27 protein-coding genes are annotated in these 24,687 nt (G+C 71.3%); 18 read left to right on the forward strand and 9 right to left on the reverse strand.

The annotated features are described in order from the left end of the window. Position 1 precedes the first annotated feature (1 nt). Complete coding sequence (locus EDF33_RS03255; protein ID WP_243692339.1) at positions 2 to 1,339, reverse strand: MATE family efflux transporter; 1,338 nt, start codon at positions 1,337 to 1,339, stop codon at positions 2 to 4. 137 nt (positions 1,340 to 1,476) lie between these two features. On the opposite strand from EDF33_RS03255, the gene EDF33_RS03260 reads away from it, so the two are divergent. The 3 genes from EDF33_RS03260 to EDF33_RS03270 all read left to right on the forward strand — a co-directional run bounded on the left by EDF33_RS03260 (position 1,477) and on the right by EDF33_RS03270 (position 3,564). Next, entirely contained in the window at positions 1,477 to 2,067 is a 591-nt protein-coding gene (locus EDF33_RS03260) for a hypothetical protein (protein WP_132099278.1), read from the forward strand. Positions 2,068 to 2,152: 85 nt separating this feature from the next. Further along, entirely contained in the window at positions 2,153 to 2,560 is a 408-nt protein-coding gene (locus EDF33_RS03265; RefSeq protein WP_132099279.1) for a hypothetical protein, read from the forward strand. 107 nt (positions 2,561 to 2,667) lie between these two features. Beyond that, positions 2,668 to 3,564 (forward strand): exonuclease domain-containing protein, encoded by an 897-nt coding sequence (locus EDF33_RS03270; RefSeq protein WP_132099280.1) that lies wholly within the window; start codon positions 2,668 to 2,670, stop codon positions 3,562 to 3,564. A 129-nt stretch (positions 3,565 to 3,693) separates the two neighbouring features. Here the strand turns inward: EDF33_RS03270 and EDF33_RS03275 are convergent, their stop codons facing one another. The 3 genes from EDF33_RS03275 to EDF33_RS03285 form a co-directional block, all read right to left on the reverse strand. Beyond that, positions 3,694 to 4,506 (reverse strand): isocitrate lyase/phosphoenolpyruvate mutase family protein, encoded by an 813-nt coding sequence (locus tag EDF33_RS03275; protein ID WP_131880852.1) that lies wholly within the window; start codon positions 4,504 to 4,506, stop codon positions 3,694 to 3,696. Between the two features lie 22 nt (positions 4,507 to 4,528). Continuing rightward, the gene (locus EDF33_RS03280) at positions 4,529 to 4,930 is read right to left on the reverse strand and encodes a hypothetical protein (protein WP_132099281.1); all 402 of its coding nucleotides are present in this window, start codon (positions 4,928 to 4,930) and stop codon (positions 4,529 to 4,531) included. Positions 4,931 to 5,109: 179 nt separating this feature from the next. Beyond that, positions 5,110 to 6,447, reverse strand: a complete 1,338-nt coding sequence (locus tag EDF33_RS03285; protein ID WP_132099282.1) for a solute carrier family 23 protein — start codon at positions 6,445 to 6,447, stop codon at positions 5,110 to 5,112. An 81-nt stretch (positions 6,448 to 6,528) separates the two neighbouring features. On the opposite strand from EDF33_RS03285, the gene EDF33_RS03290 reads away from it, so the two are divergent. Continuing rightward, positions 6,529 to 8,493 carry a M13-type metalloendopeptidase gene (locus tag EDF33_RS03290; RefSeq protein WP_132099283.1) on the forward strand — a complete coding sequence of 655 codons (1,965 nt, stop codon included), beginning with the start codon at positions 6,529 to 6,531 and terminating at the stop codon, positions 8,491 to 8,493. Further along, positions 8,493 to 9,431, forward strand: coding sequence for a serine hydrolase (locus EDF33_RS03295; RefSeq protein WP_131880861.1), 939 nt, complete (start codon positions 8,493 to 8,495; stop codon positions 9,429 to 9,431). Before EDF33_RS03290 ends, EDF33_RS03295 begins: the two co-directional genes overlap by 1 nt. A gap of 9 nt (positions 9,432 to 9,440) precedes the next feature. Here EDF33_RS03295 and EDF33_RS03300 read toward each other — a convergent pair whose 3' ends face one another. The 3 genes from EDF33_RS03300 to EDF33_RS03310 all read right to left on the reverse strand — a co-directional run bounded on the left by EDF33_RS03300 (position 9,441) and on the right by EDF33_RS03310 (position 12,126). Continuing rightward, positions 9,441 to 10,715 carry a hypothetical protein gene (locus tag EDF33_RS03300; RefSeq protein ID WP_132099284.1) on the reverse strand — a complete coding sequence of 425 codons (1,275 nt, stop codon included), beginning with the start codon at positions 10,713 to 10,715 and terminating at the stop codon, positions 9,441 to 9,443. A gap of 140 nt (positions 10,716 to 10,855) precedes the next feature. Further along, positions 10,856 to 11,275 (reverse strand): GNAT family N-acetyltransferase, encoded by a 420-nt coding sequence (locus tag EDF33_RS03305; protein ID WP_123937197.1) that lies wholly within the window; start codon positions 11,273 to 11,275, stop codon positions 10,856 to 10,858. A gap of 137 nt (positions 11,276 to 11,412) precedes the next feature. Then, complete coding sequence (locus tag EDF33_RS03310) at positions 11,413 to 12,126, reverse strand: DUF4232 domain-containing protein (RefSeq protein WP_123294503.1); 714 nt, start codon at positions 12,124 to 12,126, stop codon at positions 11,413 to 11,415. Between the two features lie 99 nt (positions 12,127 to 12,225). Here EDF33_RS03310 and EDF33_RS03315 point away from each other — a divergent pair, with 99 nt between their 5' ends. Further along, a complete protein-coding gene (locus EDF33_RS03315; RefSeq protein WP_123294504.1) occupies positions 12,226 to 12,501 on the forward strand; it encodes a hypothetical protein in 276 nt (91 codons plus the stop codon). 3 nt (positions 12,502 to 12,504) lie between these two features. On the opposite strand, the gene EDF33_RS03320 is transcribed toward EDF33_RS03315, so the two are convergent. Both EDF33_RS03320 and EDF33_RS03325 read right to left on the reverse strand, forming a co-directional pair. Then, entirely contained in the window at positions 12,505 to 12,945 is a 441-nt protein-coding gene (locus tag EDF33_RS03320) for an NUDIX domain-containing protein (RefSeq protein ID WP_279388046.1), read from the reverse strand. Beyond that, complete coding sequence (locus EDF33_RS03325) at positions 12,942 to 14,264, reverse strand: glutamyl-tRNA reductase (protein WP_123294506.1); 1,323 nt, start codon at positions 14,262 to 14,264, stop codon at positions 12,942 to 12,944. Before EDF33_RS03325 ends, EDF33_RS03320 begins: the two co-directional genes overlap by 4 nt. Positions 14,265 to 14,302: 38 nt before the next feature. On the opposite strand from EDF33_RS03325, the gene hemE reads away from it, so the two are divergent. From hemE to EDF33_RS03385, 12 genes are all read left to right on the forward strand, one after another. Then, a complete protein-coding gene (hemE, locus tag EDF33_RS03330) occupies positions 14,303 to 15,418 on the forward strand; it encodes a uroporphyrinogen decarboxylase (RefSeq protein ID WP_131880872.1) in 1,116 nt (371 codons plus the stop codon). Further along, complete coding sequence (locus EDF33_RS03335) at positions 15,415 to 16,755, forward strand: FAD-dependent oxidoreductase (protein ID WP_132099285.1); 1,341 nt, start codon at positions 15,415 to 15,417, stop codon at positions 16,753 to 16,755. Before hemE ends, EDF33_RS03335 begins: the two co-directional genes overlap by 4 nt. A 100-nt stretch (positions 16,756 to 16,855) precedes the next feature. Then, entirely contained in the window at positions 16,856 to 17,110 is a 255-nt protein-coding gene (locus tag EDF33_RS03340) for a hypothetical protein (protein ID WP_017887727.1), read from the forward strand. After that, positions 17,107 to 17,565 (forward strand): phage holin family protein, encoded by a 459-nt coding sequence (locus EDF33_RS03345; protein WP_111083766.1) that lies wholly within the window; start codon positions 17,107 to 17,109, stop codon positions 17,563 to 17,565. Before EDF33_RS03340 ends, EDF33_RS03345 begins: the two co-directional genes overlap by 4 nt. A gap of 32 nt (positions 17,566 to 17,597) precedes the next feature. After that, positions 17,598 to 17,828 carry a DUF3618 domain-containing protein gene (locus EDF33_RS03350; RefSeq protein ID WP_111083767.1) on the forward strand — a complete coding sequence of 77 codons (231 nt, stop codon included), beginning with the start codon at positions 17,598 to 17,600 and terminating at the stop codon, positions 17,826 to 17,828. Between the two features lie 67 nt (positions 17,829 to 17,895). Beyond that, complete coding sequence (gene hemQ, locus EDF33_RS03355; RefSeq protein WP_207906622.1) at positions 17,896 to 18,639, forward strand: hydrogen peroxide-dependent heme synthase; 744 nt, start codon at positions 17,896 to 17,898, stop codon at positions 18,637 to 18,639. Continuing rightward, complete coding sequence (locus tag EDF33_RS03360) at positions 18,636 to 19,871, forward strand: ferrochelatase (RefSeq protein ID WP_123294509.1); 1,236 nt, start codon at positions 18,636 to 18,638, stop codon at positions 19,869 to 19,871. Before hemQ ends, EDF33_RS03360 begins: the two co-directional genes overlap by 4 nt. Further along, positions 19,868 to 20,827, forward strand: coding sequence for a hydroxymethylbilane synthase (gene hemC, locus EDF33_RS03365; RefSeq protein ID WP_131880877.1), 960 nt, complete (start codon positions 19,868 to 19,870; stop codon positions 20,825 to 20,827). The genes EDF33_RS03360 and hemC overlap by 4 nt, the downstream gene beginning before the upstream one ends. Positions 20,828 to 20,862: 35 nt before the next feature. Continuing rightward, positions 20,863 to 21,579 carry a uroporphyrinogen-III synthase gene (locus tag EDF33_RS03370; RefSeq protein ID WP_279388047.1) on the forward strand — a complete coding sequence of 239 codons (717 nt, stop codon included), beginning with the start codon at positions 20,863 to 20,865 and terminating at the stop codon, positions 21,577 to 21,579. Further along, positions 21,576 to 22,631 carry a porphobilinogen synthase gene (hemB, locus tag EDF33_RS03375; RefSeq protein ID WP_279388036.1) on the forward strand — a complete coding sequence of 352 codons (1,056 nt, stop codon included), beginning with the start codon at positions 21,576 to 21,578 and terminating at the stop codon, positions 22,629 to 22,631. Before EDF33_RS03370 ends, hemB begins: the two co-directional genes overlap by 4 nt. Continuing rightward, on the forward strand, positions 22,628 to 23,959 hold the full coding sequence (gene hemL, locus EDF33_RS03380) for a glutamate-1-semialdehyde 2,1-aminomutase (RefSeq protein ID WP_131880881.1): 1,332 nt from the start codon (positions 22,628 to 22,630) through the stop codon (positions 23,957 to 23,959). Before hemB ends, hemL begins: the two co-directional genes overlap by 4 nt. A gap of 68 nt (positions 23,960 to 24,027) precedes the next feature. Continuing rightward, positions 24,028 to 24,492: a DIP1984 family protein gene (locus EDF33_RS03385; RefSeq protein WP_132099286.1), complete on the forward strand. Its 465-nt coding sequence runs from the start codon at positions 24,028 to 24,030 to the stop codon at positions 24,490 to 24,492. Positions 24,493 to 24,687 lie beyond the last annotated feature (195 nt).

Raw genomic sequence — 24,687 nt, forward strand, 5'->3', positions numbered from 1 at the left:
CTCACCGCGCCAACGCCTGTTCCACCCATCCACGCCGATGCGCGCGCAGCCCGAGCGTCACCGCCCGGACCCCGATGTACCCGAGGGCGAACGCCGCCCACAGCCCCGCGAGCGTCCCACCAGCCCACCACAGCAACGGCAGGTACACGACCAGGTTCACGCCTCCCGCGATCGCCAGGTACCGCGCATCCCCTGCGCCGATCAGCACCCCGTCGAGCACGAAGACGTACCCGGCGACGGGCATCCCGACGGCGATGAGCACCAGCACGGGCGGCAGCGCATCCCGCACGGCGGACGAGTCGGAGAACACCGGCCCGAGCACACCACTGACAGCCAGGGTCACCACGCCGAGCAGCGCCCCACCGACGATCCCGAGCAGCACGAGCCGCCGCGTCACCAGCCGTACCCGGGCCGGGTCCCGCGCCCCGAGGCCGTGCCCGACGAGCGCCTGCCCGGCGATCGCCAGGGCATCGAGCGCGAACGCCAGGGTCGAGAACACGGTCAGCCCGACCTGCGTCGTCGCGAGTCCTGCCGTCCCGAGTCCGGCGGCCGCGCCGACGGTCGCGAGCATCGCGATCCGCAACGACGCGGTCCGCAGGAACAGCCAGGCCCCGGACCGCAGTGCCCGGACGACGCCCGAAGCGCCGGGGCGAAGCGGCGCTCCCGATGATCGCGCGGCCCGCACGGCGATCCGGACGTAGACGATCGCCATCGCCCACTGCACGATGACGGTGCCGGCGGCGGAGCCCTCGACGCCCCAACCCGCGCCGTAGATCAGGAGGGCGTTGAGCAGTCCGTTCGCGACGAACCCGACGGTCGCGACGACGAGCGGGGTCTTCGTGTCCTGCAGCCCGCGCAGCAGCCCGGTCGAGGCGGTGACGACCAGGATCCCGGGCAGCCCGATGAGTGAGACCGTCAGGTACGCGGTCGCCGCCGCTGAGACGTCGGGCGACGCACCGAACAGGTCGACGAGCGGCCCGGCGAGCGGCCACCCGACGAGCGCGAGGACCACGCCCAGCACGAGTGCGAGCCACATCCCGTCGATGCCGGCGTGGACTGCGCATCGTCGGTCACCACCGCCGAGCGCGCGCGCCACGGCCGGCGTCGTCGAGTACGCCAGGAACACCAGCAGCCCGGTCACGGTCGACAGCACGGCACTCGCGAGTCCGACGGCCGCCAGCGGCGTCGCACCGAGGTGGCCGACGAGTGCGGTGTCGGTCAGCAGGAACAGCGGCTCGACCACGAGCGCGCCGAGCGCCGGCACCGCCAGGCGCACGATGTCGCGGTCGACCGCGCGCCGCTCGGCGGCGGTCACAGCGGGTCGCGTCGGTCGGTGCACCGACCCATTCTGTCGGCGATGCCGAGCGCGCGCGTTTCATAGCCCAGCTCGTGTCCCGAGGCTATTGGAAAGTGAGAATCCCTAACATACCGCCCCTGCGTTGCCGATAGGCCCATCCACGTCGAAGGGAAGCACTGATGGCCGACAACAAGATGACGAAGTCCGCTGGGGAACACTGGGTGTGTTCGATGCTCGTTCGGCAGGGTTGGGGTGCCGCGCTGACGCGCGATGGGCTCGCGCGGACGGACATCCCCGCCGTGCATACCGAAGACCTCTCGCGCCCCGCGATCGAGGTGCAGGTCAAAGCGGCTCGAGCAGCCTCCAATGTGAACTACCCACTCGGCTCGAACTCGCAGCAGACGGCGCGCTCGGATCGAGAGTGGTTCGTATTCGTGAGCCTGCCGGAACAGTCCGACTACGTCTCGGCGCCCCGTTCGTTCATCGTTCCCCGAGACCACGTTGCGGCTGCAGCCTTCATCGCGCATGAAGATTGGCGAACGGACCCCGACGCGGTTCCGGGGACCCGGAACGCGGGTGTCGACAGGTCCCGTGTGCACATCAGCGTTTGGAGTCGGTACGAGGATCGGTGGGACCTGCTCGCCCAGCCGACCTCTGCTGTGCCGGTCATGTTGCCCGCGCGGTTCGAAGACCTCGCCTTCGGCGATCGCGTCGGACTCCCAGAGGGGCATCCTTGGCTCTTGAACCGTCCAGTTTGGGCGGACGCCTGATTCCGTCGGCGCACCTTTCGGAAGCATCGCCGCACCGATCGAGGCCAGGTCCGTCGTCGGACGGTTCGCTTGATACGTTCGCCACATGGAGAGCGTTCGACATGCTGAGCTGATCGCAGAGCTCGAGGCGTCTCGTGCTGAGGAATGGGGTCAGCGGGCTCTGCTCGCATGCCTCCGGAAACTCCGCGACGGCGGCCCGACCGAGGCGGCAAGCGTCGTCGTGCACGACGCCTGGGCCACGGCTGACGAGTTCCGCGTCGTCTACGACTCCCCGTGGCAAGGTCCTCGCGTCGGGATCATCCGCAACCGGTGGACGACGATCGACCGCACGGACGCCTACGCAACCGGCGACCCGTCGACTCCAGAGGAGTTCGGACAGAATGTCGCGGACTTCAACATCGGCGAACCACTTGGCGCTTACCTCGACACCCTCGATTTCGACGCCGCTGGCCTGGGCTGGTGGGGCCACATCCCGTTGCGCAGCCGACGCTGATCACTCTGCACTCGCTCGACTGTCGGTGACACTCGAGCGATGACCGGACACTCCAGTCGAGGGGGAGATGGAGCGAAGAACGAGCGGTTCTCACCTAAGCTGCCAGCATGACGCTGAGCTTCGTCGCCCTCGACTTCGAAACGGCCAACTTCGACCGTGCATCGGTTTGTGCCGTTGGCCTCACTACGGTCATCGACGGGGCTGTCCAGTCCACGACGTCCTGGTACGTCGAACCGCCCACTGGGCTGGACTTCACCAACACGTACCTCCACGGCATCGGACCGGACGACGTCGACGGCGCCCCGACGTGGTCCGAGACCCTCGGGCGGCTGCGCACCGTGACGAACGGGCTTCCCGTCGTCGCCTACAGTCCCTTTGACAAGGGCGTCTACAACGCGGCCAACTCGCTCACAGGAGCACCCGACCCGCAACTGGACTTCCTCGATGCTCTCGCCGTGGTCCGGCACCACTGCAAACTGCCCAGCCACCGTCTTCCGCTGGTCGTCGAACACTTTGCGTTGCCGGACTTCCACCACCACGAAGCCGGCGCTGACTCGCTCGCCTGCGCGCTGATCATCCTGCGCATCGCCGAGGAGCAGCAGGTCGAGAGCGTCGACGAACTCTGGGCTGCCGTACCAATCCGGTCGAAGGGCACCAACCGCGCTGGCCGTGTGTACCAGCGAAAGGCCGATCTTCCTCAACCGGCCGCAGAGGCTGACCCGGCGCACCCCCTGTTCGGAGAGGTGGTGTGCTTCTCTGGCGACCTCGACAGTTACACCCGCACCGAGGCGCAGACGCTCGTCGCTTCGTTCGGAGCGGTCGTCTCGGGCAACGTCACCAAGAAGACCACGTTGGTCGTGATGGGCGGCTTCGACCCCGCAACGCTGCGCCCCGGAACCTCCCTCAGCGGGAAGGTCCAACGAGCGAAGGACCTCGCCGCCACGGGCCAGACCATCGAGATCGTCACGGAGCAGACGTTCCTCGAGATCGTCGCCGTCGCGTAGCCCGAGCTCCGGCGCATTCCCGGGAGATGGGATCGAGCAAGTTCCCGGTCTGGGTGATCAGAACCCAGTTCCCGTCCTCGGCTGACGTCGTGACGGGCCTCCAGTCCGGTGGTCCCGCGTTTCGCGGGTTCAGTCGCGGACGACCTCGTTGATCGCGGCCCAGCCGAGCGTCGGTGGTGCCGAGACGACAGCACCCGGCGTGCCGATCATCTGTGCAGCCCAGTCGCCGGCGACGCTGTACGCGGCTTCGGCGATCGCCGATCCAGCGCTGACCCGGCTCGCCCCCGCCTGGGCGAGGTCACCGACCGACAGGGTCCCGGGCCCGAACGCGACGTTGAGGGGCAGCTCGATCGCGTCCACGAGCATCGAGATCGTGGCGGCCGACAGCGCTCCGAGCACGAAGACGCCACTGGCGCCGGCCCTGGCGTAGGCGTTCGCACGGGTGAGCGTCTCCTCCGCCCAGGCGTCGCTCCCGGGCACGCCCAGCAGGTGGGTGTCGATCCGAGCGTTGACGAAGAGTGGGATGCCGGCGTCATCCGCAGCCTGGCGGGCTGCGCGGATGCGGTCCTCCTGTTCCGCCACCGGCCGGAGGGAGTCCTCGATGTTCACGCCGGAGACGCCGAGCTCGAGGAACGCGGACACGGTCGAGGCGACGTCGCCCGGTGTCTCGCCGTACCCGCGCTCGATGTCGGCGGTGAACGGGACGTCGACTGCCGCTGCGATCGGCCGCACGGCGTCCAGCGCGCCGTCCCGGGTCAGATCGTTGCCGTCGCGGTGGCCGCGTGACCACGCGACGCCGGCGCTCGTCGTCGCGATCGCATCCGCCCCGGCCGAGAGGACGATGCGTGCGGACGCGACGTCCCACACGTTCGGCAGGACAACGGGTGCGCCGGGGACGTGCATCGCGGTGAAGGTGCGCGTGCGCTCGAGGTGCGTGCTCATCGTGCAATCTCAGCACACCGGCTCAGAACGGCCAGTCCGACGGGTGGGTCAGCGGCACTGCCACGATCTGCACGTCGTCTTGGTAGGCGATCCGTCCAGGGCTGTTGGTCCGCAGTTCCACCCACGCGACTCCGTACCGGTCGAGCAGGTCGAGGTAGTCCGCGCTCATCGTGAGCAGGGCCGTGGCACTCGTCCGGAACCAGGATCGCGCCCCTGGATTGCGTGCCTCGTCGAAGAGCCGCGTCTCCACGGTCGAGGGGTCCACGTACAGCCCCTCTGCTCGCTGGTTCGCGGCGACCAGCCAGCGGTCGTCGGTGTCGGAGAGGGCTCCGGCCGCGCGCAGACCGTTGGTCAGCGCGAAGATCCCGGGGAAACGACCACGTCGGTTGGGCACCGCGCTCTGGTAGCGGACGAAGTCGGTCACGGTCCGACGCTAGCGCCGTCGCGGTCGTGACCGCATGACTGGACGTGGGTGTCAAGGCCGGCCCACGTCGTCGACGTGCGTCATGACGGACGGGAGGCCCGTGGCGGCGCCGCCACGGGCCTCCCGTCCGGTGGTCCCACGTCGTCAGGCCGGACGCGCGTTCCGGCCGACCACTCGCGTCAGTCGGCGCGTGGTTCGGCGGGGACACCGCCGGTGGCGGCGTGTGCCTCTTCGGAGGTGACGGGCGTCGCCTCGTCGGTGCCGCGCGCCCGCCCGATCAGGTCCATCAGGTGGTAGACGACGATCGCGGCGATGGTGCCGAGGATGATGCCGCCGAAGCTCGCCTGGCCGAACGCGAACGTGAAGTCCGCGATGCCGATGATGAGCGCGATGCCAGCGGTCAGCTGGTTCTTCGGCTTCGAGAAGTCGACCCGGTTCTCGACCCAGATCCGGATGCCGATGACACCGATCAGACCGTACAGGGCGGTGGTCGCGCCGCCGAGCACGCCGGCGGGGACGGAGGAGATGACCGCACCGATCTTCGGGGAGAGGCCGAGCAGGACGGCGGCGATCGCGGCGACCCAGTACGCGGCGGTGGAGAAGACACGGGTGGCGGCCATGACGCCGATGTTCTCGCCGTAGGTGGTGGTGGCGGAGCCGCCGCCGGCACCGGCGAGCACGGTGGAGATGCCGTCGGCGAAGAGCGCCCGGCCGGTGAGGGGCGTGAGGTCGCGGCCGGTGAGCTGTCCGACACCCTTCACGTGGCCGACGTTCTCGGCGACGAGCGCCAGCACGACCGGCACGAACGCCAGGTAGATCGCGAGCTGCGACGGGTCGAACGCGGGAGCGGTGAACGTCGGCAAGCCGATCCACTTCGCGTCGCCGACCTTCGAGTAGTCGACCTGACCGCCGATGAGCGCCGCCACGTAGCCGATGAGCACGCCGATGACGATGGACAGGCGACCGATCAGCCCCTTGAACAGGACGGTGACCAGGATGATCGCGGCGAGGGTGATGACCGCGACGACCGGGGCGGCCGTGAAGTTGTCCTTCGCCGCAGGTGCCAGGTTGAACCCGATCAGGGCGACGATCGCGCCGGACACCACCGGCGGCATCAGGCGGTCGATCCACCCGGCGCCGGCCAGGTGCACGACGAGCCCGACGATCGCGAGCAGGGCGCCGACGACGATGATGCCCGACAGGGCGAGGGGGATGCCGCCGATCTTGGTGGCAGCACCGATCGGTGCGATGAAGGCGAACGACGACCCGAGGTAGCTCGGCAGGCGGTTGCCGGTGATGAGCAGGAACAGGATCGTGCCGATGCCGCTGAACAGCAGGGTCGTCGACGGCGGGAACCCCGTCAGCAGCGGCACCAGGAAGGTGGCGCCGAACATCGCGACGACGTGCTGCACGCCGAGACCGATCGTCCGGGCCCAGGTCAGTCGCTCGTCCGGTGCCACGATCGTCGTCGCGGAGACGGTCTTGCCGTCGCCGTGCAGCTTCCACGGAAGTCCCATGCGATGACCGTACCGGCAGCCGTGCGCAGGTGACGACGGACACCGACCTGCTGCATGGCGTCGGTGGCTATCGTGGACGGCATGACCGACGTCGCACGTGCCTCCGGCATCCACACTGACGAACTCGACCCCGCGGTGCGCCCCCAGGACGACCTGTACCGCCACGTGAACGGCACCTGGATCGCCGAGACGCCGATCCCCGACGACAAGGCCCGCTACGGCTCGTTCACGGTGCTGGCCGAGGCCGCCGAACTCGCCGTCCGCGCGATCATCGAGCGCTCGCAGCAGGCCGCCCCCGGCACCGAGGAGCGCAAGGTCGGTGACCTCTTCTCGTCCTTCACCGACGAAGCCCGGCTCGAAGAGCTCGCCACCGCGCCGATCGAGCCGCTCCTCGCCGAGATCACGGCCATCGAGTCCGTGCCCGAGCTCATCGCCACCGTCGGACGCTTCGAGCGCCTGGGGCTGCCGAGCTTCCTGCAGCTCTTCGTCGACAACGACCCGGGCGACCCCGAGTCCTACGTCGTGTTCCTCGAGCAGTCCGGCCTCGGTCTGCCCGACGAGTCGTACTACCGCGAAGAGCGCTTCGCCGACATCCGGACGAAGTACCGCGAGTTCGTCGCGGCGATGTTCCCGCTCGCCGGGTTCGAGGACGGCGGCGACCGCACCGAGCACGTCATCGCGCTCGAGACGGCCCTGGCGTCGAAGCACTGGGACAACGTCACCACCCGCGACAGCCAGAAGACCTACAACAAGCTGCCCTGGGCCGAGGTCGCGGCGCTCGCCGAGGGCATCGACCTGCAGACGTGGTGGCAGGCCATCGACGCACCGTCCGGCGCGTTCGAGACGGTCGTGGTCCGCGAGCCGTCGTTCATCACGGGCCTGGCCGAGCTCCTGCGCGACCAGCGGCTCGAGGTCTGGAAGGACTGGCTGCGCTGGCAGGTCATCCGTGGCTCGGCCGCGTACCTGACGAGCGCGTTCTCGGCCACGAACTTCTCGTTCTACGGCACCGCCCTCACCGGGGCGCCGAAGCAGCGCGAGCGCTGGAAGCGCGGCGTCTCCCTGGTGGAGGGCGCGATGGGCGAGGCCGTCGGCCGGATCTACGTGCAGGAGCACTTCGACGAGACCTCGAAGGCCACGATGGACGACCTCGTCGCCAACCTCGTCGAGGCGTACCGGCAGAGCATCACGGCGCTCGACTGGATGACCGACGAGACCCGTGCGCGTGCCCTCGACAAGCTCGACAAGTTCACGCCGAAGATCGGGTACCCGGTCAAGTGGCGCGACTACTCGGCGCTGCCGGTCGTGCCCGACGACCTGGTCGCGAACGTCCGCGCCGTCGCGTCGTTCCAGGTCGACCGCGAGCTCGGCAAGATCGGCAAGCCGATCGACCGCGACGAGTGGTTCATGACCCCGCAGACGATCAACGCGTACTACAACCCCGGTTTCAACGAGATCGTGTTCCCCGCGGCGATCCTGCAGTTCCCGTTCTTCGACGCCGACCGCGACGCCGCCGCCAACTACGGTGCGATCGGTGCCGTCATCGGCCACGAGATCGGGCACGGCTTCGACGACCAGGGCTCGCAGTACGACGGCGACGGCAAGCTCGAGAACTGGTGGACCGAGGCCGACCGCACGGCGTTCGAGGAGCGCACGAAGGCCCTCATCGCCCAGTACGACGCGCTCGTCCCGACCGAGGTGCCGGACGGCCACGTCAACGGTGCCCTGACGATCGGCGAGAACATCGGCGACCTCGGTGGCCTGTCGATCGCGTGGAAGGCGTACCTGCTGTCGCTCGACGGTCAGGAGCCCCCGGTCGTCGACGGCCTGACCGGTGCCGAGCGGTTCTTCCTGAGCTGGGCGCAGGCGTGGCAGATGGCGATCCGTCCGGAGGAAGCCGCGCGCCTGCTGTCGATCGACCCGCACTCGCCGAACGAGTTCCGGTGCAACCAGGTCGTCCGCAACATCGACGGCTACTACGACACGTTCGGCGTGACCGAGAAGGACGCGATGTACCTCGACCCCGCCGAGCGCGTCGCGATCTGGTGATGGTGGAGCCGGACGCGGCTCGGTCGTCACGCCGTCGGCGGCCGGAGGACCGCTCGGATGGTGGCGGTCGGGCCCGCGGTCGGCACAGCGGTCGGCCGGACGACCGCTTCGGCGCCACGACCGAGGCCCTCGGTGCCCTCGCCCTCGACGGCGCCGGCGTCAGCGCCTCGGTGATCGACACCTCGACCGGCAAGGCCCTGCTCGCGATCGACGACACCGTCGTGCAGCCCGTCGCGAGCCTCGGCAGGGTGCTGCTGCTGATCGAGGTCGCGGCACAGCTCGAGGACGGACGCCTGCACGGCGACCGCCTCCAGCGCATGGCACGGGACACCGCGACCGGCGCCGGGCTGTGGCAGTTCCTGCAGGAACCGACGATGCAGGTGCCCGACCTGGCGACCCTGGTCGGCGCCACCGGTGACACCTGGGCGATGAACGCACTGCTGTCGACGGTCGGCATCGACGCCGTCCGCGAGCGTGCGGAGTCGCTCGGCATCGAGCGGACCGCGCTGATCGACCGGGTGCGCGACCGTCGTGGTCCGGACGACGCCCCGGACGCCTCGGTGGCCCCGACGGGTGAGCTCGCGTGGGTGATGCGCGGACTGGCGCTCGGCGAGGTCGTGGACGAAGCGGTCTCGAACCGGGTGCTCGGCTGGCTGTCGCTGGCGAGCGATCTGAACCTGGTCGCCGGCTCGTTCGGCCTCGACCCCCTGGCGCACCGTGCGCTCGACCACGGGCTGCAGGTCGTCGCGGTCACCGGGTCGAGTACGGGCGTCCGTGCCGAGGCCGGGATCCTCCGGGGTCCGGGCTCGTCGGTCAGCTACGCCGTGACGGTGACGTTCGACGACGCCTCGTTGCAGCGGCGCCTCGCGGTCATCGAGGCACTGCGGACCATGGGCACCGAACTACTCGAGGCAGTGCACGCCCCGGCGCGCCGCTGACCGGGTCGCTCAGTTCCCCTCGGACGTTGCGTCGGGTGGCGGCACGCAAGCCGACTCGGCGGTGAGGCTCAACCCGTCGACGGTGCCGCGGATGCTGGCGGTGGCCGGGTCTGCGCCGGAGGAAGACGACCAGGAGTCGCGGCCCATCGCGCGGTCACTGACCCCGAGGCCCTCGGACGTCCAGAGCGCGGTCACGGCGTCGAACGGCTCCTGGGCGTCGTCGACCACGTCGAACACGGGCACCACGCTGAGCGCCGTCGCCCGGGTGCCGGTCGGGTCGGACGACCCGGACGTCGCGCACTGTTCGGTGCCCGTCGTCACGGTCGCCGGGACCCCGGCGGCGGCTGCTGACCGCTCGAGGAACGCGCGGAGCACGGTGGCGCGGTCGTCGACGTCTGCAGGGACCCACGGGGTCGGCGTGGGACTCGTCGGTGCGTCGCCGTCCGGACCGACATCCCGCGGCTTGGGTGCGTCGAGGGGGAGCCCGAGCCACCCACTGACCGCGCCGCTGCCCAGGTCGAAGGCGGTCCGCGGTGCGCGGTGTGCATCGGCTGCCTCGTCCGTCGTCGCGGCGAGGGTCTCGGCGACGTCGCCGAGCGGACGCACGCCGATCGACAGGGACGGCCGATCGGCCACTGCCGGGAGGCCGGAAGCGTCGTCGGGGGCCCGCGCCGCGTCTGCGTACGTCGTCCCGGGCGAGTAGTAGAGGCGCTCCACGTGGTGGTCGTCGGCGAGTGTGTCGATCATGCGCATCAGGGCCCGGCCGGGGTGCGTGGCCGTGACGTCGACGGACACGTCGCCGCGGCTCAAGGTCGTCGTCCTCGTCGTACTCGTGTTCGTCGGCTCTGGACCGGTGATCGTCCGCACACGTTTCGCTGCATCGCTGAAGCTGACGTCCCGCACGAGCCCGATCCTCGAACCGGTCGGGGTCATCCACAGCTGTCGCACGAAGGTCCGCGTGCGCAGCCGACCGGCCAGGCCGACGACCCTGCGGTCCATCGGATCGAGGCTGACCGGAGCGGTCTTCCGCGCAGACGGCACGTCGAGTGTCACCTGCAGCGTCGTGCCGGTGACACCGCGCTCGGCCGTCCGCCGGACCCGCTCGGCGACGGCGAGGTCGGCGGTGTCCGCGGTGACCCGGAGCGACGTGAGCCAGTTGTCCGGGTCGTCCTTGGCGTCGAACTGGCGGATCTCGCCCTCGGTCGAGCCCACGCCGGGCAGCCGATCGACGTCCGCGATCAGGTCCGCGAGCGCCGACTCCGACCCGTGCGGCGGCGGTGGCATCGTGCACGCTGCGAGTGCCAGAAGGGCCCCGAGTGCGGTCGCGATCGCTGCCGCGGACCGTGTTCGTCTTCGAGCCCCCATGCCGTGAGTCTAGGAACGGGCCGTCGCAGTGCGGTATCGGTCGCGAGACCCATCGGTGCTCAGCGGAGGACCACGAACGACCGCAACGGCTGCGGGGCGACGTCGTGGACCTCGACGAAGCCACGTGACTCGTAGAACGCGCGCTGACCTGGCTCCGCATCGGTGAGCAGGACCGTCTGGCGGACACCCGCGTACCGCTCGAGGACGGCGTCGAGCAACGCGCCGCCGACGCCGGACCGGTGCGCTTCCGGCACCACGAGCAGGTCCTGGACGTAGACGATCGTCACGCCGTCGGACACCGTGCGGACGAGCCCGAGCAAGCGGTCGTCGTCGTCGCGTGCGGTCAGCACGGTGTCGGAGCCCGCGATCGCCCTGGCGAGGGCGGCGGGGTCCTGCGTGTACGCGGTCCACCCGACGGCTTCGTAGAGGGTGAGGAGTTCGTCGGTCCCCGGTCGTTCGTCCCTGATGGCGAAGGTCACCGGTCCATCGTGCACGAGGCCCGAGGCGGCCAGGCCGAGGCCGACACCGCCGCCGGGCCTCCGGTGAACTGCCGGAGGTGCCCTTCGTGGGCATCACGGCGATCCGGCTGCCTGACGAGCCAGCCGTCACCCACCCGCTACGACGTCGCCTGCCCCTCCGGCACGAGCGCCTGCACGGACAGCAGCGACGCATCGGCGGACGAGCACGCCTGGTAGTCGGCGTCCTTCACGAACAGCGACTGCTTGGATCCGGGCGGGTACACACGGAAGCCGTCCGGGGTCTTCGGCGAGCAGTCGGCCTTCGAGTAGTTCCCGGCCTGGACGATCTTGAGCGGCGCCACGGCGGTCTGCCCGGCGGCCAGGGTCACGGTCGGGTGCGGTGAGCTCTTCTCCTGCGTCGCCGCAGCACCGATCTGGGTGCCGTTGCCGCCGCCGACGAACGAGACGCCCGGCCAGCCCTGCAGGGTGCAGGTGGTCGACCCGGTGTTCTGCAGGGCGAGGTGCACGATGACGCTGCCGGCCGCACCGCCGCTGCCTGGCTCGATGCTGGCGGCGAGCGAGGACGCGGCACAGCGACCGCCAGCGGCCGACCCGGACCCCGACGACCCGGACCCCGACGAGCCGGATCCGGACGACCCGGAACCGGTGCCGGCCGACGCCGACGAGCCGGACGACGGGGTCGCGGACGACGACGACGCCGACGAGGACGACGACGCCGACGGCGACGGCGCGGGTGCGGTCACCGTCTCGGTGGCGGAGGGCTCCCCGCCGGAGGCACAACCCGCCAACGCCCCGACTGCGACGAGCCCGGTGACGGCGAGCAGGAACTTCGATCGACTGCTGCGTTGCATGGTGCACAGGCAACCACCACCGGGAGATCGCGGTTCGGTCGGCATCCAGGGACCGCGAGCACACTCCGGAGCAAGGAACCCGAGCAGCGGAGGTCGGACATGACGGGCAAGCACGAACAGGCACGTGGCGACGAGGGCCGCGCGGACGGGGTCGAGACCCGCGCAGGTGCCTTCACGGACAGCGACATCCCCGGCGAGGAGCGCGTCACGACGACGGAACCCGTCGGCGAGTTCGTCGCGAGCGACATCCCGGGCGAGGCCCGCCCGGAGTCGAGCGGACCCGACGGCGAGTACGTCGAGTCGGACATCCCCGGCGAGGCCGAACCGACGCAGGACGGCGAGACCGGTCACTACGTCGACAAGGACCAGGCCTGACGACTAGTCGATGCGCTCCGCCGCCACCAGGCGGCGGAGCGTCTCCACGCCCGCTGGCGGGCAGCGACCGGCGTCCGCCGAGGTGACCCACTCGACCTCGTCGACCTCGGCCGAGGCGACGGGCGTGGCGGAGTCCAACGGGCCTCCTGGTCGGACCAGGAACAGGGTCATCGCGACCATGGTGCCTGGTGCCTGCCCGTGGGCCGGCTCGAGGACGACGCCGAACGGGTCGACGTCATCGGCGGTCACCCGCAGACCGGTCTCCTCGTGGGCTTCGCGGATGGCGGCGTCGAGGTCGGTCTCGTGCGGCTCGGCCTTGCCGCCGGGCAGGTAGAGCACGTCGCGCGCTCGCGCACGCACCATCAGGACGCGTCGATCACGGATCAGCAGGAGCGCGCTGACCCGCAGCGTGGGTGGCTGGGTCGTGTCGGCCGGGAGGCTCAGCTCGCGTCCGCCTCGTCGGCGCGCTTCGAGACGGTCGGGTCCAGTGCGGTGCGGTCGGCAAGCGGGACGACGGGCGCCGGCAACTCTGCCTCGGGCTCGGGCCGCACGCCGAACAGGGCGTCGATGGCCCCGACGAACTCCTCGCCACGGCCGGCGCGGCCGAGCTCGCGGGCCCGGACCGAGGGGCGGTGCAGCAGGACGCCCACCAGGTGCCGGAGCGCCCGCTCGGTGTGCTCGGCGGACTCGCCGTCGGCGTCACCGCGGCGCTTGGCGCGGTCGATCTCGTCGTCGAGGATGTCGAACACGTGCTTGCGGAAGGCGACGAGGGCCGGGGTGGTGGACTGCTCGAGCGCCTGCGCCCGGAAGCGGGACACGGCGTCGTCGACCATCGCGCGGGCCTCGGACTCGGCGTTCAGCTCGGAGATCGGGGCGTGCAGGCTGATCGTCTCGAGGTCGAGCAGCTCGACGCCGTCGACACCGGCGGCAGCCGGGTCGACGTTGCGGGGGAGTCCGAGGTCGATGACGATGCGGCGGATGCCGTCGTCGAGGTCGGCCGGTGCGACGACCGGGAGCTCGCTCGACGTGCAGGTGATCACGACGTCGCTGGTGCCGATCGCGTGGCGCAGGTCACGGGCGGCGACGAGGTCGTGCTTCGCGGCGAACCAGGCGGCACGGCCCGAGGGCGAGAACACCTGGATGTGCACGGCGCCGCGGTCGCGCAGGGCCGCGATGGTGGTGGCCGCGTAGCTGCCGGTGCCGATCAGCAGCACGCGGGTGTGGGCCCAGTCGGTGACGCGCGACGACGCGAGCTGCAGGCCGAGGCGCACGAGCGAACGACCGGCGGCACCGATCCGGGTGCGGGTCTTGACGCCGCGCGAGGTGTGGGCGGCTTCCTGGAACAGCCGCTCGAGGTCCGAGGTGGTGGTGCCGTTGCTCCGGGCGTCCTCGAGCGAGCGGCGGACCTGGCCGGAGATCTCGGTCTCGCCGACGACGACGGACTCGAGCCCGCTCGACACGGCGAACAGGTGCTGCACGACGTCCTTGCCGCCGAGCACGTTGACCGAATCACGCAGTTCGGTGGCGTCCAGGTCGCTCGCAGCGGCCACGGCCTGCACGGTGGCGGCGACGGCGGAGTCGCGGTCGTCGCCGGCGATGTCGAGGTAGGCCTCGAAACGGTTGCAGGTGGCGAGGACGACGGCGCCGTCCAGGACGTCGGAATCCGTCACGAGGTGGCCTGCTGCGGCCGGGGCAGCGATGCTCAGTCGCTCCAAGAGGTCGAAGCTGGCGTTGCGATGCGACGCCGTGAGACAGATGAGCACGTAGCCAATGGTAACGCGCTCGATGGGACAATCATCCGGTGACCGACGCGACGACCACATCCCTCCCCGACTCCCACCCCCTGGCATCAGGGCGGACGAGCGGGTCCCGCCTCGTCCGGGCCCTGCGGGGTGACCGTCCGGAGACGCTGCCGGTGTGGTTCATGCGGCAGGCCGGTCGGTCGTTGCCCGAGTACCGCGAGCTCCGGGTGGGCACGGCCATGCTCGACGCGTGCCTCGACCCCGAGATGGCGTCGGAGATCACGCTGCAGCCCGTCCGCCGGCACGGGGTGGACGCCGGCATCTTCTTCAGCGACATCGTCGTGCCGATCAAGCTCGCGGGCGTGGACGTCGAGATCGTCCCCGGTCGCGGCCCCGTGCTCGGCTCGCCGATCCGCACCGCGGCGGACGTCGACGCCCTCGAGCCGCTGGACCCGGCGGCCCTCGAGCCGATCCGGCAGGCGGTCGCCCGCACGGTCGAGCAGCTCGGCGACACCCCGCTGATCGGATTCGCAGGCGCACCCTTCACGCTCGCCGCGTACCTGGTCGAGGGCGGCCCGTCGAAGGACCACATCCGCGCACGGACCCTCATGCACGCGGAGCCGGAGACCTGGTCGCGGCTGCTGGCCTGGGCGGCCGAGGTGTCGGGGGCGTTCCTCCGGGCCCAGGTGCTCGCCGGGGCCTCGGCCGCACAGCTCTTCGACTCGTGGGTCGGGTCCCTGTCGCGCGCCGACTACGTCCGGTACGTCGCACCGCACTCGGCGCAGGCGCTGTCCCACGTGACCGACCTGGGCGTGCCGCGCATCCACTTCGGTGTCGGCAGCGGCGAGGTCCTCGCCGACATGACCACGCTCGGCACCGACACGGTCGGCGTCGACGCGGTCGGGGTCGACTGGCGGCTCCCGCTCGACGAGGCCGTCCGCCGCGTCGGTACCGGCGTCAGCGTGCAGGGCAACATCGACCCGGCGATGCTCGCGGCCCCGTGGGAGGTCCTCGAAGCGCACGTGCGCGAGGTCGTCCGCCGCGGTGGCGCCGCCCGCGCCCACGTCGTGAACCTCGGCCACGGTGTGCCGCCCGAGACCGACCCGACGGTGTTGACGCGCGTCGTCGAGCTGGTCCACTCGCTCGGTGACGGGACTGATGGAGCTGCCGCGTGACCGACGTCGTCGTGGTCGGCGGCGGGATCGCCGGACTCGTCACGGCCCGTGACCTGGCGAAGGGCGGCGCGGACGTCGTGCTCGTCGAGTCGTCCGGCGTGCTGGGCGGCATGATCCGGCGGCACACGGTCGGCGGCCTCGACCTCGACATGGCAGCGGACTCGTTCGCGACCCGCACGGACGCCGTCGGCCGCCTGGCGATCGAACTCGGGCTCGGCAACGACGTCGTCGCCCCGGACCCGCGCGGTGCCTGGTTGATGACCCGTGACGGCCGGACGTCGCCGATCCCCGCGACGGGGCTCCTCGGCATCCCGAGCACCCCGATGGCCGCCGACGTGCTCGCCGTGGTCGGGCAGAAGGGCGGGCTCCGTGCACAGATGGACTCGCTGCTGCCCGGACCGGTCGGCGCCAAGGCGGAGTCCCTGGGTGAACTCGTCCGGCGGCGCATGGGGGAGCGGGTCCTCGACGACCTGGTCGTCCCGATCGCCGGCGGGGTGCACTCCACCCACCCGGACCAGCTCGACCCGGAGCGGGTGGCTCCCGGCCTCCGTGCGGCACTGCTCCGCGAGGGCTCGCTGGCCCGCGCGGTCCTGGCACTCCGGGCCCGCGCGGCCGCCGGTACCCCGGTGCAGGGGATCCGCGGCGGGATCGTCCGGCTCGTGGACGAACTCGTCGCCGACATGGAGACCTACCGCGTCGACGTCCGGCTGCACACCCGGGCGACGCGGATCGAGGCGCACGCGGTCGAGGTCGTCTCCGCCGACGGCACGGTCGAACGCCTGCCCGCGCAGCACACCCTGTCGTCGGTGCCCGATCCCGAGCGCACCGCGGCGCCGGACCGGACCGGGATCGAGCTCGTCACGCTCGTCGTCGACCAGCCCGAGCTCGACGCAGCCCCCCGCGGGACCGGGATGCTCGTGCACCCGGACGCGCAGGCCGTGTCGGCGAAGGCCCTGACGCACGCGACGGTGAAGTGGCCGTGGCTCGCCGAGGCGGCTGCCGGCCGCCACGTGCTGCGTCTGAGCTACGCGACGCCCGCCGACGCGACCAGCGCACCGGGCGCGAGCGGTCCCGACGACGCGGCCACGAGCCTCCCGGTCGACCCGGACGGACCCGTCGGCACCCGAGCGCTGCACGACGCGGCCACGCTGCTCGGCGTCCCCCTGACGGCGACGCAGGTCGCGGGCGCTGCGCGCGTCCGCTGGCACGGTCCGGACCTGACCGCTGCCGGGCTGGCCGAGGGGGTCGTCGGCATCGGCGAGGCCAGCTCCGGACGTGGCCTGGCCGGGATCACCGCGGCCGCCCGCACCGCCGCTGGACAGATCCTGGATTCCTGAGCGGACCCCAGACCGCCCGGGGGCTACTGTTGGTGAGACCGTCGGACGTATTCCGTTCGGCGCATGACCACCGCACACTGAACCAACGGAGGAATCGCACATGCGCGGAAAGCTCCTGTTCGTCGCCGGCGCCGCACTCGGGTACGTCCTGGGATCGCGAGCCGGACGGGCGCGGTACGAGCAGATCAAGACCGTCAGCGGCAAGGTCTGGAACAGCAACGGCGTCCAGAAGGGCGTGCACGTCGCCGAGGACTTCATCGCCGACAAGACCCCGGACGTCGCCGAGTTCATCGGTGAGACGACCAAGAAGGCCGTCCGCAAGGTCGGCCAGAAGAAGGACACCACCACCTCATGACCGACACCCGCGACCGCAAGTCGCGTTCGCTGTTCGGTCTGGTGGGCGACGTCCCGAAGCTCGTCAAGGGCCTGGTCAAGGGTGAGATCGACCTGCTCAAGGCCGAGATGCTCACGAAGGCCAAGATCTTCGGGCTCGCCGCGGGGCTGCTGGTCGGTGCACTCGTCATCGTGCTCTACGCGATCGGCGTGCTCCTGACCGCCGCCGTGATGGGCCTGGCGACCGTGATGCCGGCCTGGCTCGCAGCGATCGTGATCGCCGTGGTGATGCTGATCGTCGCCGCCATCCTCGGGTGGATCGGCTGGAAGCGCCTGAAGAAGGGCCTCCCGATCACGCCGAAGCGCACGATCGACAGCGTCAAGAACGACATCAACGCGGTGAAGGGGATGGGCAAGAAGCCCACTCCGCCGAGCCAGTACGGCAGCCGCAAGCCGGACGTCGGCGGCCGGTTCTGAGCCCCGACAGCCGCACCACCGACGGAGGAACCGTGACCGATCCGCACGACGATCTCGCAGACCGCGTCGCCGCGACCCGCGCCCAGCTGTTCGACACCCTCGACGCGATCGAGGACAAGCTCAACGTGCCGAAGCAGATCGGCATCGCGGCGTCGAAGGTCAAGCGCGGCATCGACGAGAAGCCGGTCCCGTACCTGGCCGGCCTCGCAGCCGGAGTAGCGGTGGTCGGGGGTATCGTCGTGATGGTGCTCCGACGGCGGTAGACCGCCCGAGCGCGGTCCACCGGGTGCGGGGCGGCCACAACCCTGGCAACCGATAGGACAAGGACCCATGAGTTCCGACGCGCCCGCTCCTGCATCCGCGCACACCTCTCCGCACGAGACCGACCCCGCGACGGGGATCGATCCCAACCTCATGACGGCGTACGCCCTCTGGGCCGTGTTCCGCAGGCCACTCGGCCCGGTCCACCGCGTCGGTGGCGACGCCGTGGCCGAGCTCGACGCCGTGGTCGCGTCCGCTGCCGAGCGCGGGGTGACCGTCCGTGGCTTCTACGACGTCTCCGGCTTCCGCGCCGACGCCGACGTCATGATCTGGCTGCACGGCGACGACGCGCAGGTCATCCAGGCCGTGCTGCGCGAGATCCGCCGCACCGGGCTGTTCCAGGACACCGAACCGGTGTGGCACGTGATGGCGATGCACCGCGAAGCCGAGTTCAACAAGCGGCACACGCCCGCGTTCCTGCGTGGCAAGGACCCCGAGGCGTGGATCACGGTGTACCCCTTCGTCCGTTCCTTCGAGTGGTACCTGCTGCCTGAAGACGAGCGCTCGAAGATGCTGCGCGACCACGGGATCGCCGGCGCCAAGTACCGCCGCGTCCTGACGAACACCATCGCCACCTTCGCCCTGAGCGACTACGAGTGGATCCTGCCGCTCGAGAGCCCTGAGCTCGTCGACCTCGTCGACCTCATGCGCGACCTGCGTGCCACCGAGGCCCGTCTGCACGTGCGCGAAGAGGTCCCCTTCTTCACGGGTCGTCGCGTGACGACCGCCGAACTCCCGGAGGTGCTGTCATGACCGACACCAGCCTGATCACGAACGGTCAGCCCGTCCTCGCCGCCACCCCCGCGGCCGCTTCCGGCCCGGAGCACGTCGAGGTCCCGACCGCGTACGACGCGATCCTGCTCGCCGGCTTCGGTGGCCCCGAGGGCCAGGACGACGTCATCCCCTTCCTGCGCAACGTCACCCGCGGCCGCGGCATCCCCGACGAGCGTCTGGAGGAGGTCGCGCACCACTACCGGCACTTCGGCGGCGTGAGCCCGATCAACGCGCAGAACCGCGCGTTGAAGGCGGCGCTCGAGGCCGAGTTGGCCTCGCGCGGCATCGACATGCCGGTGCTCTGGGGCAACCGCAACTGGGAGCCCTACCTGGAAGGCGCCTTCACCGAGGCCGCCGACAAGGGCTACAACAAGCTCATCGCGATCGCCACGAGCGCCTACTCGTCGTTCTCGAGCTGCCGCCAGTACCGCGAGGACTACGCGCGCGTGCTCGACGAGACCGGTCTGCTCGGCACCATCGAGATCGACAAGATCCGGCAGTTCTTCGACCACCCCGGCTTCGTCCGCCCGTTCGTCGACGGCGTCCGTGACGGCATGGCGAAGGCCATCGCCGAGAACGACGGCCTCGACGTCGCGACCGAGCTGCACGTGCTGTTCTCGACCCACTCGATCCCGTCGACCGACGCTGCGAAGTCCGGCCCGGACTACCGCGGCTTCGACGAGCACGGCGCCTACGAGGCCCAGCACCTCGCCGTCGCGCAGGTCGTCCTCGACCAGGCCTGGGCGGAGCTGCTCGAGCAGCCCGAGCACGCGCACCTGCAGGGCACGTCCAAGCCCGCGTGGAAGCTCGTCTACCAGTCGCGCTCCGGCCCCCCGACGCAGCCGTGGCTCGAGCCCGACATCAACGACTACATGAACGAGGAGCTCAAGGGCGGCTCGACCCGCGCCGTGCTCATCGTCCCGCTCGGTTTCGTGAGCGACCACATGGAGGTCATGTGGGACCTCGACGAGGAAGCCACCGAGACCGCGCAGGAGCTCGGCTTCTGGTCGGTCCGCACGCAGACCCCCGGTGTCGACCCGGCCTACGTCTCCGGTCTCGTCGACCTGGTGCTCGAGCGCGTCAACGGCACCCCCACCAGCGAGCGTCCGCACCTGACCGACATCGGCCCCTGGTACGACGTCTGCCGCCCGGGTTGCTGCGAGAACGTCCGCGCCGGCTTCAAGCCCGCCGCCGCTGGCGTCGCTCCGTGACCGACGCACCGACCCCGATCCGGCTGGGCACCCGCGCCAGCCGGCTCGCGGTCGCGCAGTCGCAGGACGTCGCCGACCGCCTGGCAGCGGCGTCCGGTCGCCCGGTCGAGCTCGTCACCGTCACGAGCGAGGGCGACACGAACCGCGCCTCGCTCGCGTCGCTGGGGGGCACGGGTGTGTTCGCCAGCGCCCTGCGTGAAGCCCTGGTCGCCGGCGAGGTCGACGTCCTGGTGCACTCGCTCAAGGACCTGCCGACCGCGCCGTACCCGGGCCTGACGATCGCTGCCGTACCGAAGCGTGCCGACGCCCGCGACGTCCTCGTGGCGCGGAACGGCGCGACCGTCGAGAGCCTGCCCGAGGGTGCGAAGGTCGGCACGGGCTCACCGCGTCGCGTCGCGCAGCTCAAGGCGAAGCGCCCCGACCTGGACGTCATCGACATCCGCGGCAACATCGACACCCGGCTCGGTCGCGTCGACGACGACCTCGACGCCGTCGTGCTCGCCGCCGCCGGGCTCACCCGCATCGACCGCCTGTCGGCCGCCACCGAACTGCTCGACCTCGGCTTCTGGCCGAGTGCTCCGGGGCAGGGCGCGCTGGCGATCGAGACCCGTGCTGCTGAGACCGACACGAACCTGCTCGCCGCGCTGCGCAAGATCGAGCACGCCCCGACCCGCCTGACGGTGTCGGCCGAGCGCGAGGTCCTGGCGAAGCTCGAGGCCGGCTGTTCCGCCCCGATCGGTGCGACCGCGGTCGTGGACGCCGAGCTCCTGCTCGTCTCCGCCACCGTCTACAGCCCCGACGGCGCCGAGTACCGCACGGCGTCGCACGCGGCCGTGCTCGAGGGATCCGCGCAGGACCGTCTCGCCGAAGCACTCGAGGTCGGTGGCCGCGTGGCCGCCGAGCTGCTCGAGAACGGTGCCGGCGACCTGGCGGACCTCACCGACTCGGTGAAGTAGAGCCCGTCACGGACACGCCCGCTCCCGTCGTCGTCATCCCCCGGGGTGGCGCGTGGGGCGAGCGCGTCGCGACGGCGGCTCGGCAGCGCGGGCTCGACCCGCGGGTCGTCCCCCTCATCACGACCGAGCCGCCGCTCGACTGCGGCCCGCTCGACCGTGCCGTCGCCCGCGTGGCCGGGTACGCGTGGGTGGTGGTGACCAGTGCGACGGCCGTGACGGTGCTCGCAGAACGCGTGGCGGGCCTCCCGTCCGGTGTCCGCGTTGCGGCGGTCGGTGAGCCGACCGCCCGTGCCGCGCGTGCTGCGGGCTGGGTCGTCGACCTCGTGCCGGAGCAGGCCTCGGCCGCTGCCCTCGTCGACGCGCTGCCGGACACCGACGGCACCGTGCTCTTCCCGCGCTCCGAGATCGCCGCGCCGACCCTCGTCGACGGACTGCGGGCCCGCGGCATCGACGTGGACGACGTGGTCGCGTACCGTACCGTGGGGACCGGCGACGAGCCGATCACCCTCGACGCGGTGCCCGACGCGGTGCTCGTGACGAGCGGCAGCGTCGCCCGCGAGATCGCCCGCCGGATGGCCCCGCTCGACCCCCGCACCCTCGTGGCCTGCATCGGCCCCGGAACCGCCGCCGACGCGCGCGCGGCCGGACTGCCGGTCCACGTCGTCGGACCCACCCGGTCCGCAGAAGCCCTGCTCGACGCCGTCGTCGAAGCCCTGAACCCCACCGTCCCCGAACAGGAAGGCCACCCGTGACCGGCCGTTTCCCCCAGGTCCGCCCCCGTCGACTCCGCGCCACCCCCGCGATGCGACGGCTCGTCGCCGAGACCCGGCTGCACCCAGCCGAACTCGTGCTGCCGATGTTCATCCGCGAAGGCGCCACCGACGCCGTCGACATCTCGAGCATGCCGGGCGTGCAGCAGCACTCGCTCGACTCGTTCCGTCGCGCCCTGGTGTCGGCTGCGGAGGTCGGGATCGGCGGCGTGAACCTGTTCGGTGTCCCGACCACGAAGGACGCCACCGGTTCCGGCGCGACCGACCCGGACGGCATCCTCAACGTGGCCATCCGCGTGGCGAAGGAAGAGGTCGGTGACGACCTGGTCGTGCAGTCCGACCTGTGCCTCGACGAGTTCACCGACCACGGCCACTGCGGCGTCCTGGCGGCGGACGGCTCCGTCGACAACGACGCGACCCTGCTGCGGTATCGCGACATGGCGGTCGCGCAGGCAGAGGCCGGCGCCGAACTGGTGTGCCTGAGCGGCATGATGGACGGCCAGATCGCCGCCGCGCGTGACGCGCTCGACGTCGCCGGGCACACCGGCACCGCGCTGCTGGCCTACGCGGCCAAGTACGCCTCCGCCTTCTACGGCCCCTTCCGCGAGGCCGTGTCGTCGTCGCTCGTCGGCGACCGGCGGACCTACCAGATCGACGCCGCCAACGGTCGACAGGGGCTGCGCGAGGTCGCGCTCGACGTCGACGAGGGTGCCGACGTCGTCATGGTGAAGCCGGCGATGAGCTACCTCGACGTGCTCGCCGAGACCGCTGCGACGTCGCCCGTGCCGGTCTGGGCCTACCAGATCTCCGGCGAGTACGCGATGATCACGGCAGCCGCGCAGAACGGCTGGATCGACCGTGACGCCGCCGCGATGGAGTCGCTCATCGGCATCAAGCGTGCCGGCGCCGACGCGATCCTGACCTACTTCGCCGTCGACATCGCGCGGAAGCTCAACCAGGAGGCCGGTCTCCGCACCTCCGGCACCACCGCCGCAGTCGCCGGCATCGCCTCGACCGGGAAGGCCCCCGAATGACCACGAACGACCAGCTGTTCGGCCGCGCCAAGAACGCGATCCCCGGCGGCGTGAACTCGCCCGTCCGTGCCTACGGATCGGTGGGCGGCACCCCGCGCTTCCTGGTGTCGGCGAAGGGCGCGTACGTCACCGACGCCGAGGGACGCGAGTACGTCGACCTCGTGGCGTCGTGGGGACCCGCGATCCTCGGACACGCGCACCCCGGCACCGTCGAGGCCGTGCAGCAGGCCGCCGCGCGCGGACTGTCCTTCGGCGCCTCGACCCCGGGCGAGACCGAGCTCGCCGAGCTCGTGAAGCAGCGGGTGTCGGTCGACGGCGACGGCCCCATCGAGAAGCTCCGCATGGTGTCGACCGGCACCGAGGCCACGATGACGGCGATCCGGTTGGCCCGCGGCTACACCGGCCGCGACCTGCTCGTGAAGTTCGCCGGGCACTACCACGGGCACTCCGACTCCCTGCTCGCCGAGGCCGGATCGGGTGTCGCCACCCTGGCCCTGCCGGGCAGCGCGGGCATCACCGAGGAGACCGCGGCGCAGACCCTGGTGCTGCCGTACAACGACCTCGACGCCGTCCGCCGCGCGTTCGACGAGCACTCCGAGCGCATCGCCGGCGTCATCGTCGAGGCCGCCGCGGCGAACATGGGCGTGCTCGCTCCCGAGCGCGGGTTCAACCGCGCGCTCGCGCAGATCGTGCAGGCGCACGGTGCGCTGCTCATCGTCGACGAGGTCCTGACCGGGTTCCGCGTCGGGTCGGCCGGCTGGTGGGGCCTCGAGGCGTCGAAGGTCGTCCCCGACGGCGCCGGGTGGAAGCCCGACCTGATCACGTTCGGCAAGGTCATCGGTGGCGGCATGCCCCTCGCCGCGCTCGGCGGCCGACGCGATGTCATGGACTTCCTCGCCCCGCTCGGCCCCGTGTACCAAGCGGGCACCCTGTCCGGCAACCCGCTCGCGGTCGCCGCCGGCATCGCCACGCTCCGGGCCGCGACGCCGTCGGTGTACGAGTCGCTGAACCGCACGGCCTCGGTCATCTCCGCGGCCACGTCGGACGCGCTGTCGGCCGAAGGCGTCGCCCACACCGTGCAGCGCGCCGGCAACCTGTTCTCGTTCGCCTTCACGGACACCGCACCGCGGAACTACGACGACGTGCGGGCACAGGACGTCTTCCGGTACGCGCCGTTCTTCCACGCGATGCTCGACGCCGGGGTGACCCTGCCGCCGAGCGTGTTCGAGGCGTGGTTCGTCACGGCCGCCCACGACGAGCGGGCCGTCGGACGGATCCTCGACGCGCTGCCCGCAGCAGCGAAGGCAGCGGCCGCCGCGACGGCGTAGGCAGTAGCCGTCGCGGCGGCGGAGGGGTCGGTGCTCCGTGCCGGAGCCTCGGCTGGTTGACTGGCCGCATGCAACTCGCCGAGGCACTCATCGAGCGCGCCGACCTGCAGAAGCGCATCGAACAACTGCGCGGCCGCATCGCCGCGAACGCCCGCTACCAAGAGGGCGAGGAGCCCGACGAGGACGCCCGCGAGCTCCTCGCCGAGGCCGAGCGGTCGATCGACGCGCTCGAGGTCCTGCTGGCCCGCATCAACGCGACGAACGCCAGCACCACCGTGGCGTCCGGCCAGACCGTCACCGCGCTGCTCGCCCGACGCGATGCCCTCCGGCTGCGGCACGCGCTCGTCACCGGAGCGGCGGACGCCACCGCCGGCACGAACGGCGGTTACCGACAGCTCCGCAGCGAGCTCCGCACGTTCGCCGCGCTGCCGACCGCCGAGCTCCGGTCTCAGGCCGACGCCCTGGCGAAGGAGATCCGCGAACTCGACGCGGTCGTCCAGCGCACCAACTGGGAGGTCACCCTGGTCGACTGAACAGCGGGGCGGTGCGTCGGTAGACGGACCGGGGCGGGTACGGACCCGACGACCGGCGGGCAACCCGGTCACCTGTCGGCGCAGTGGGCAGCGCCATGGCGAGAGCCGTGCACATCGCAGCCCAGCACGTCGCACCAGGTACGGTGCACACCGCACCACGCACAACCGCGTACCGACCGGACCGACGAGGGCGGG

Origin of the sequence: Curtobacterium sp. PhB146, assembly GCF_004342995.1 — a bacterium.
GTDB lineage: Bacteria > Actinomycetota > Actinomycetes > Actinomycetales > Microbacteriaceae > Curtobacterium.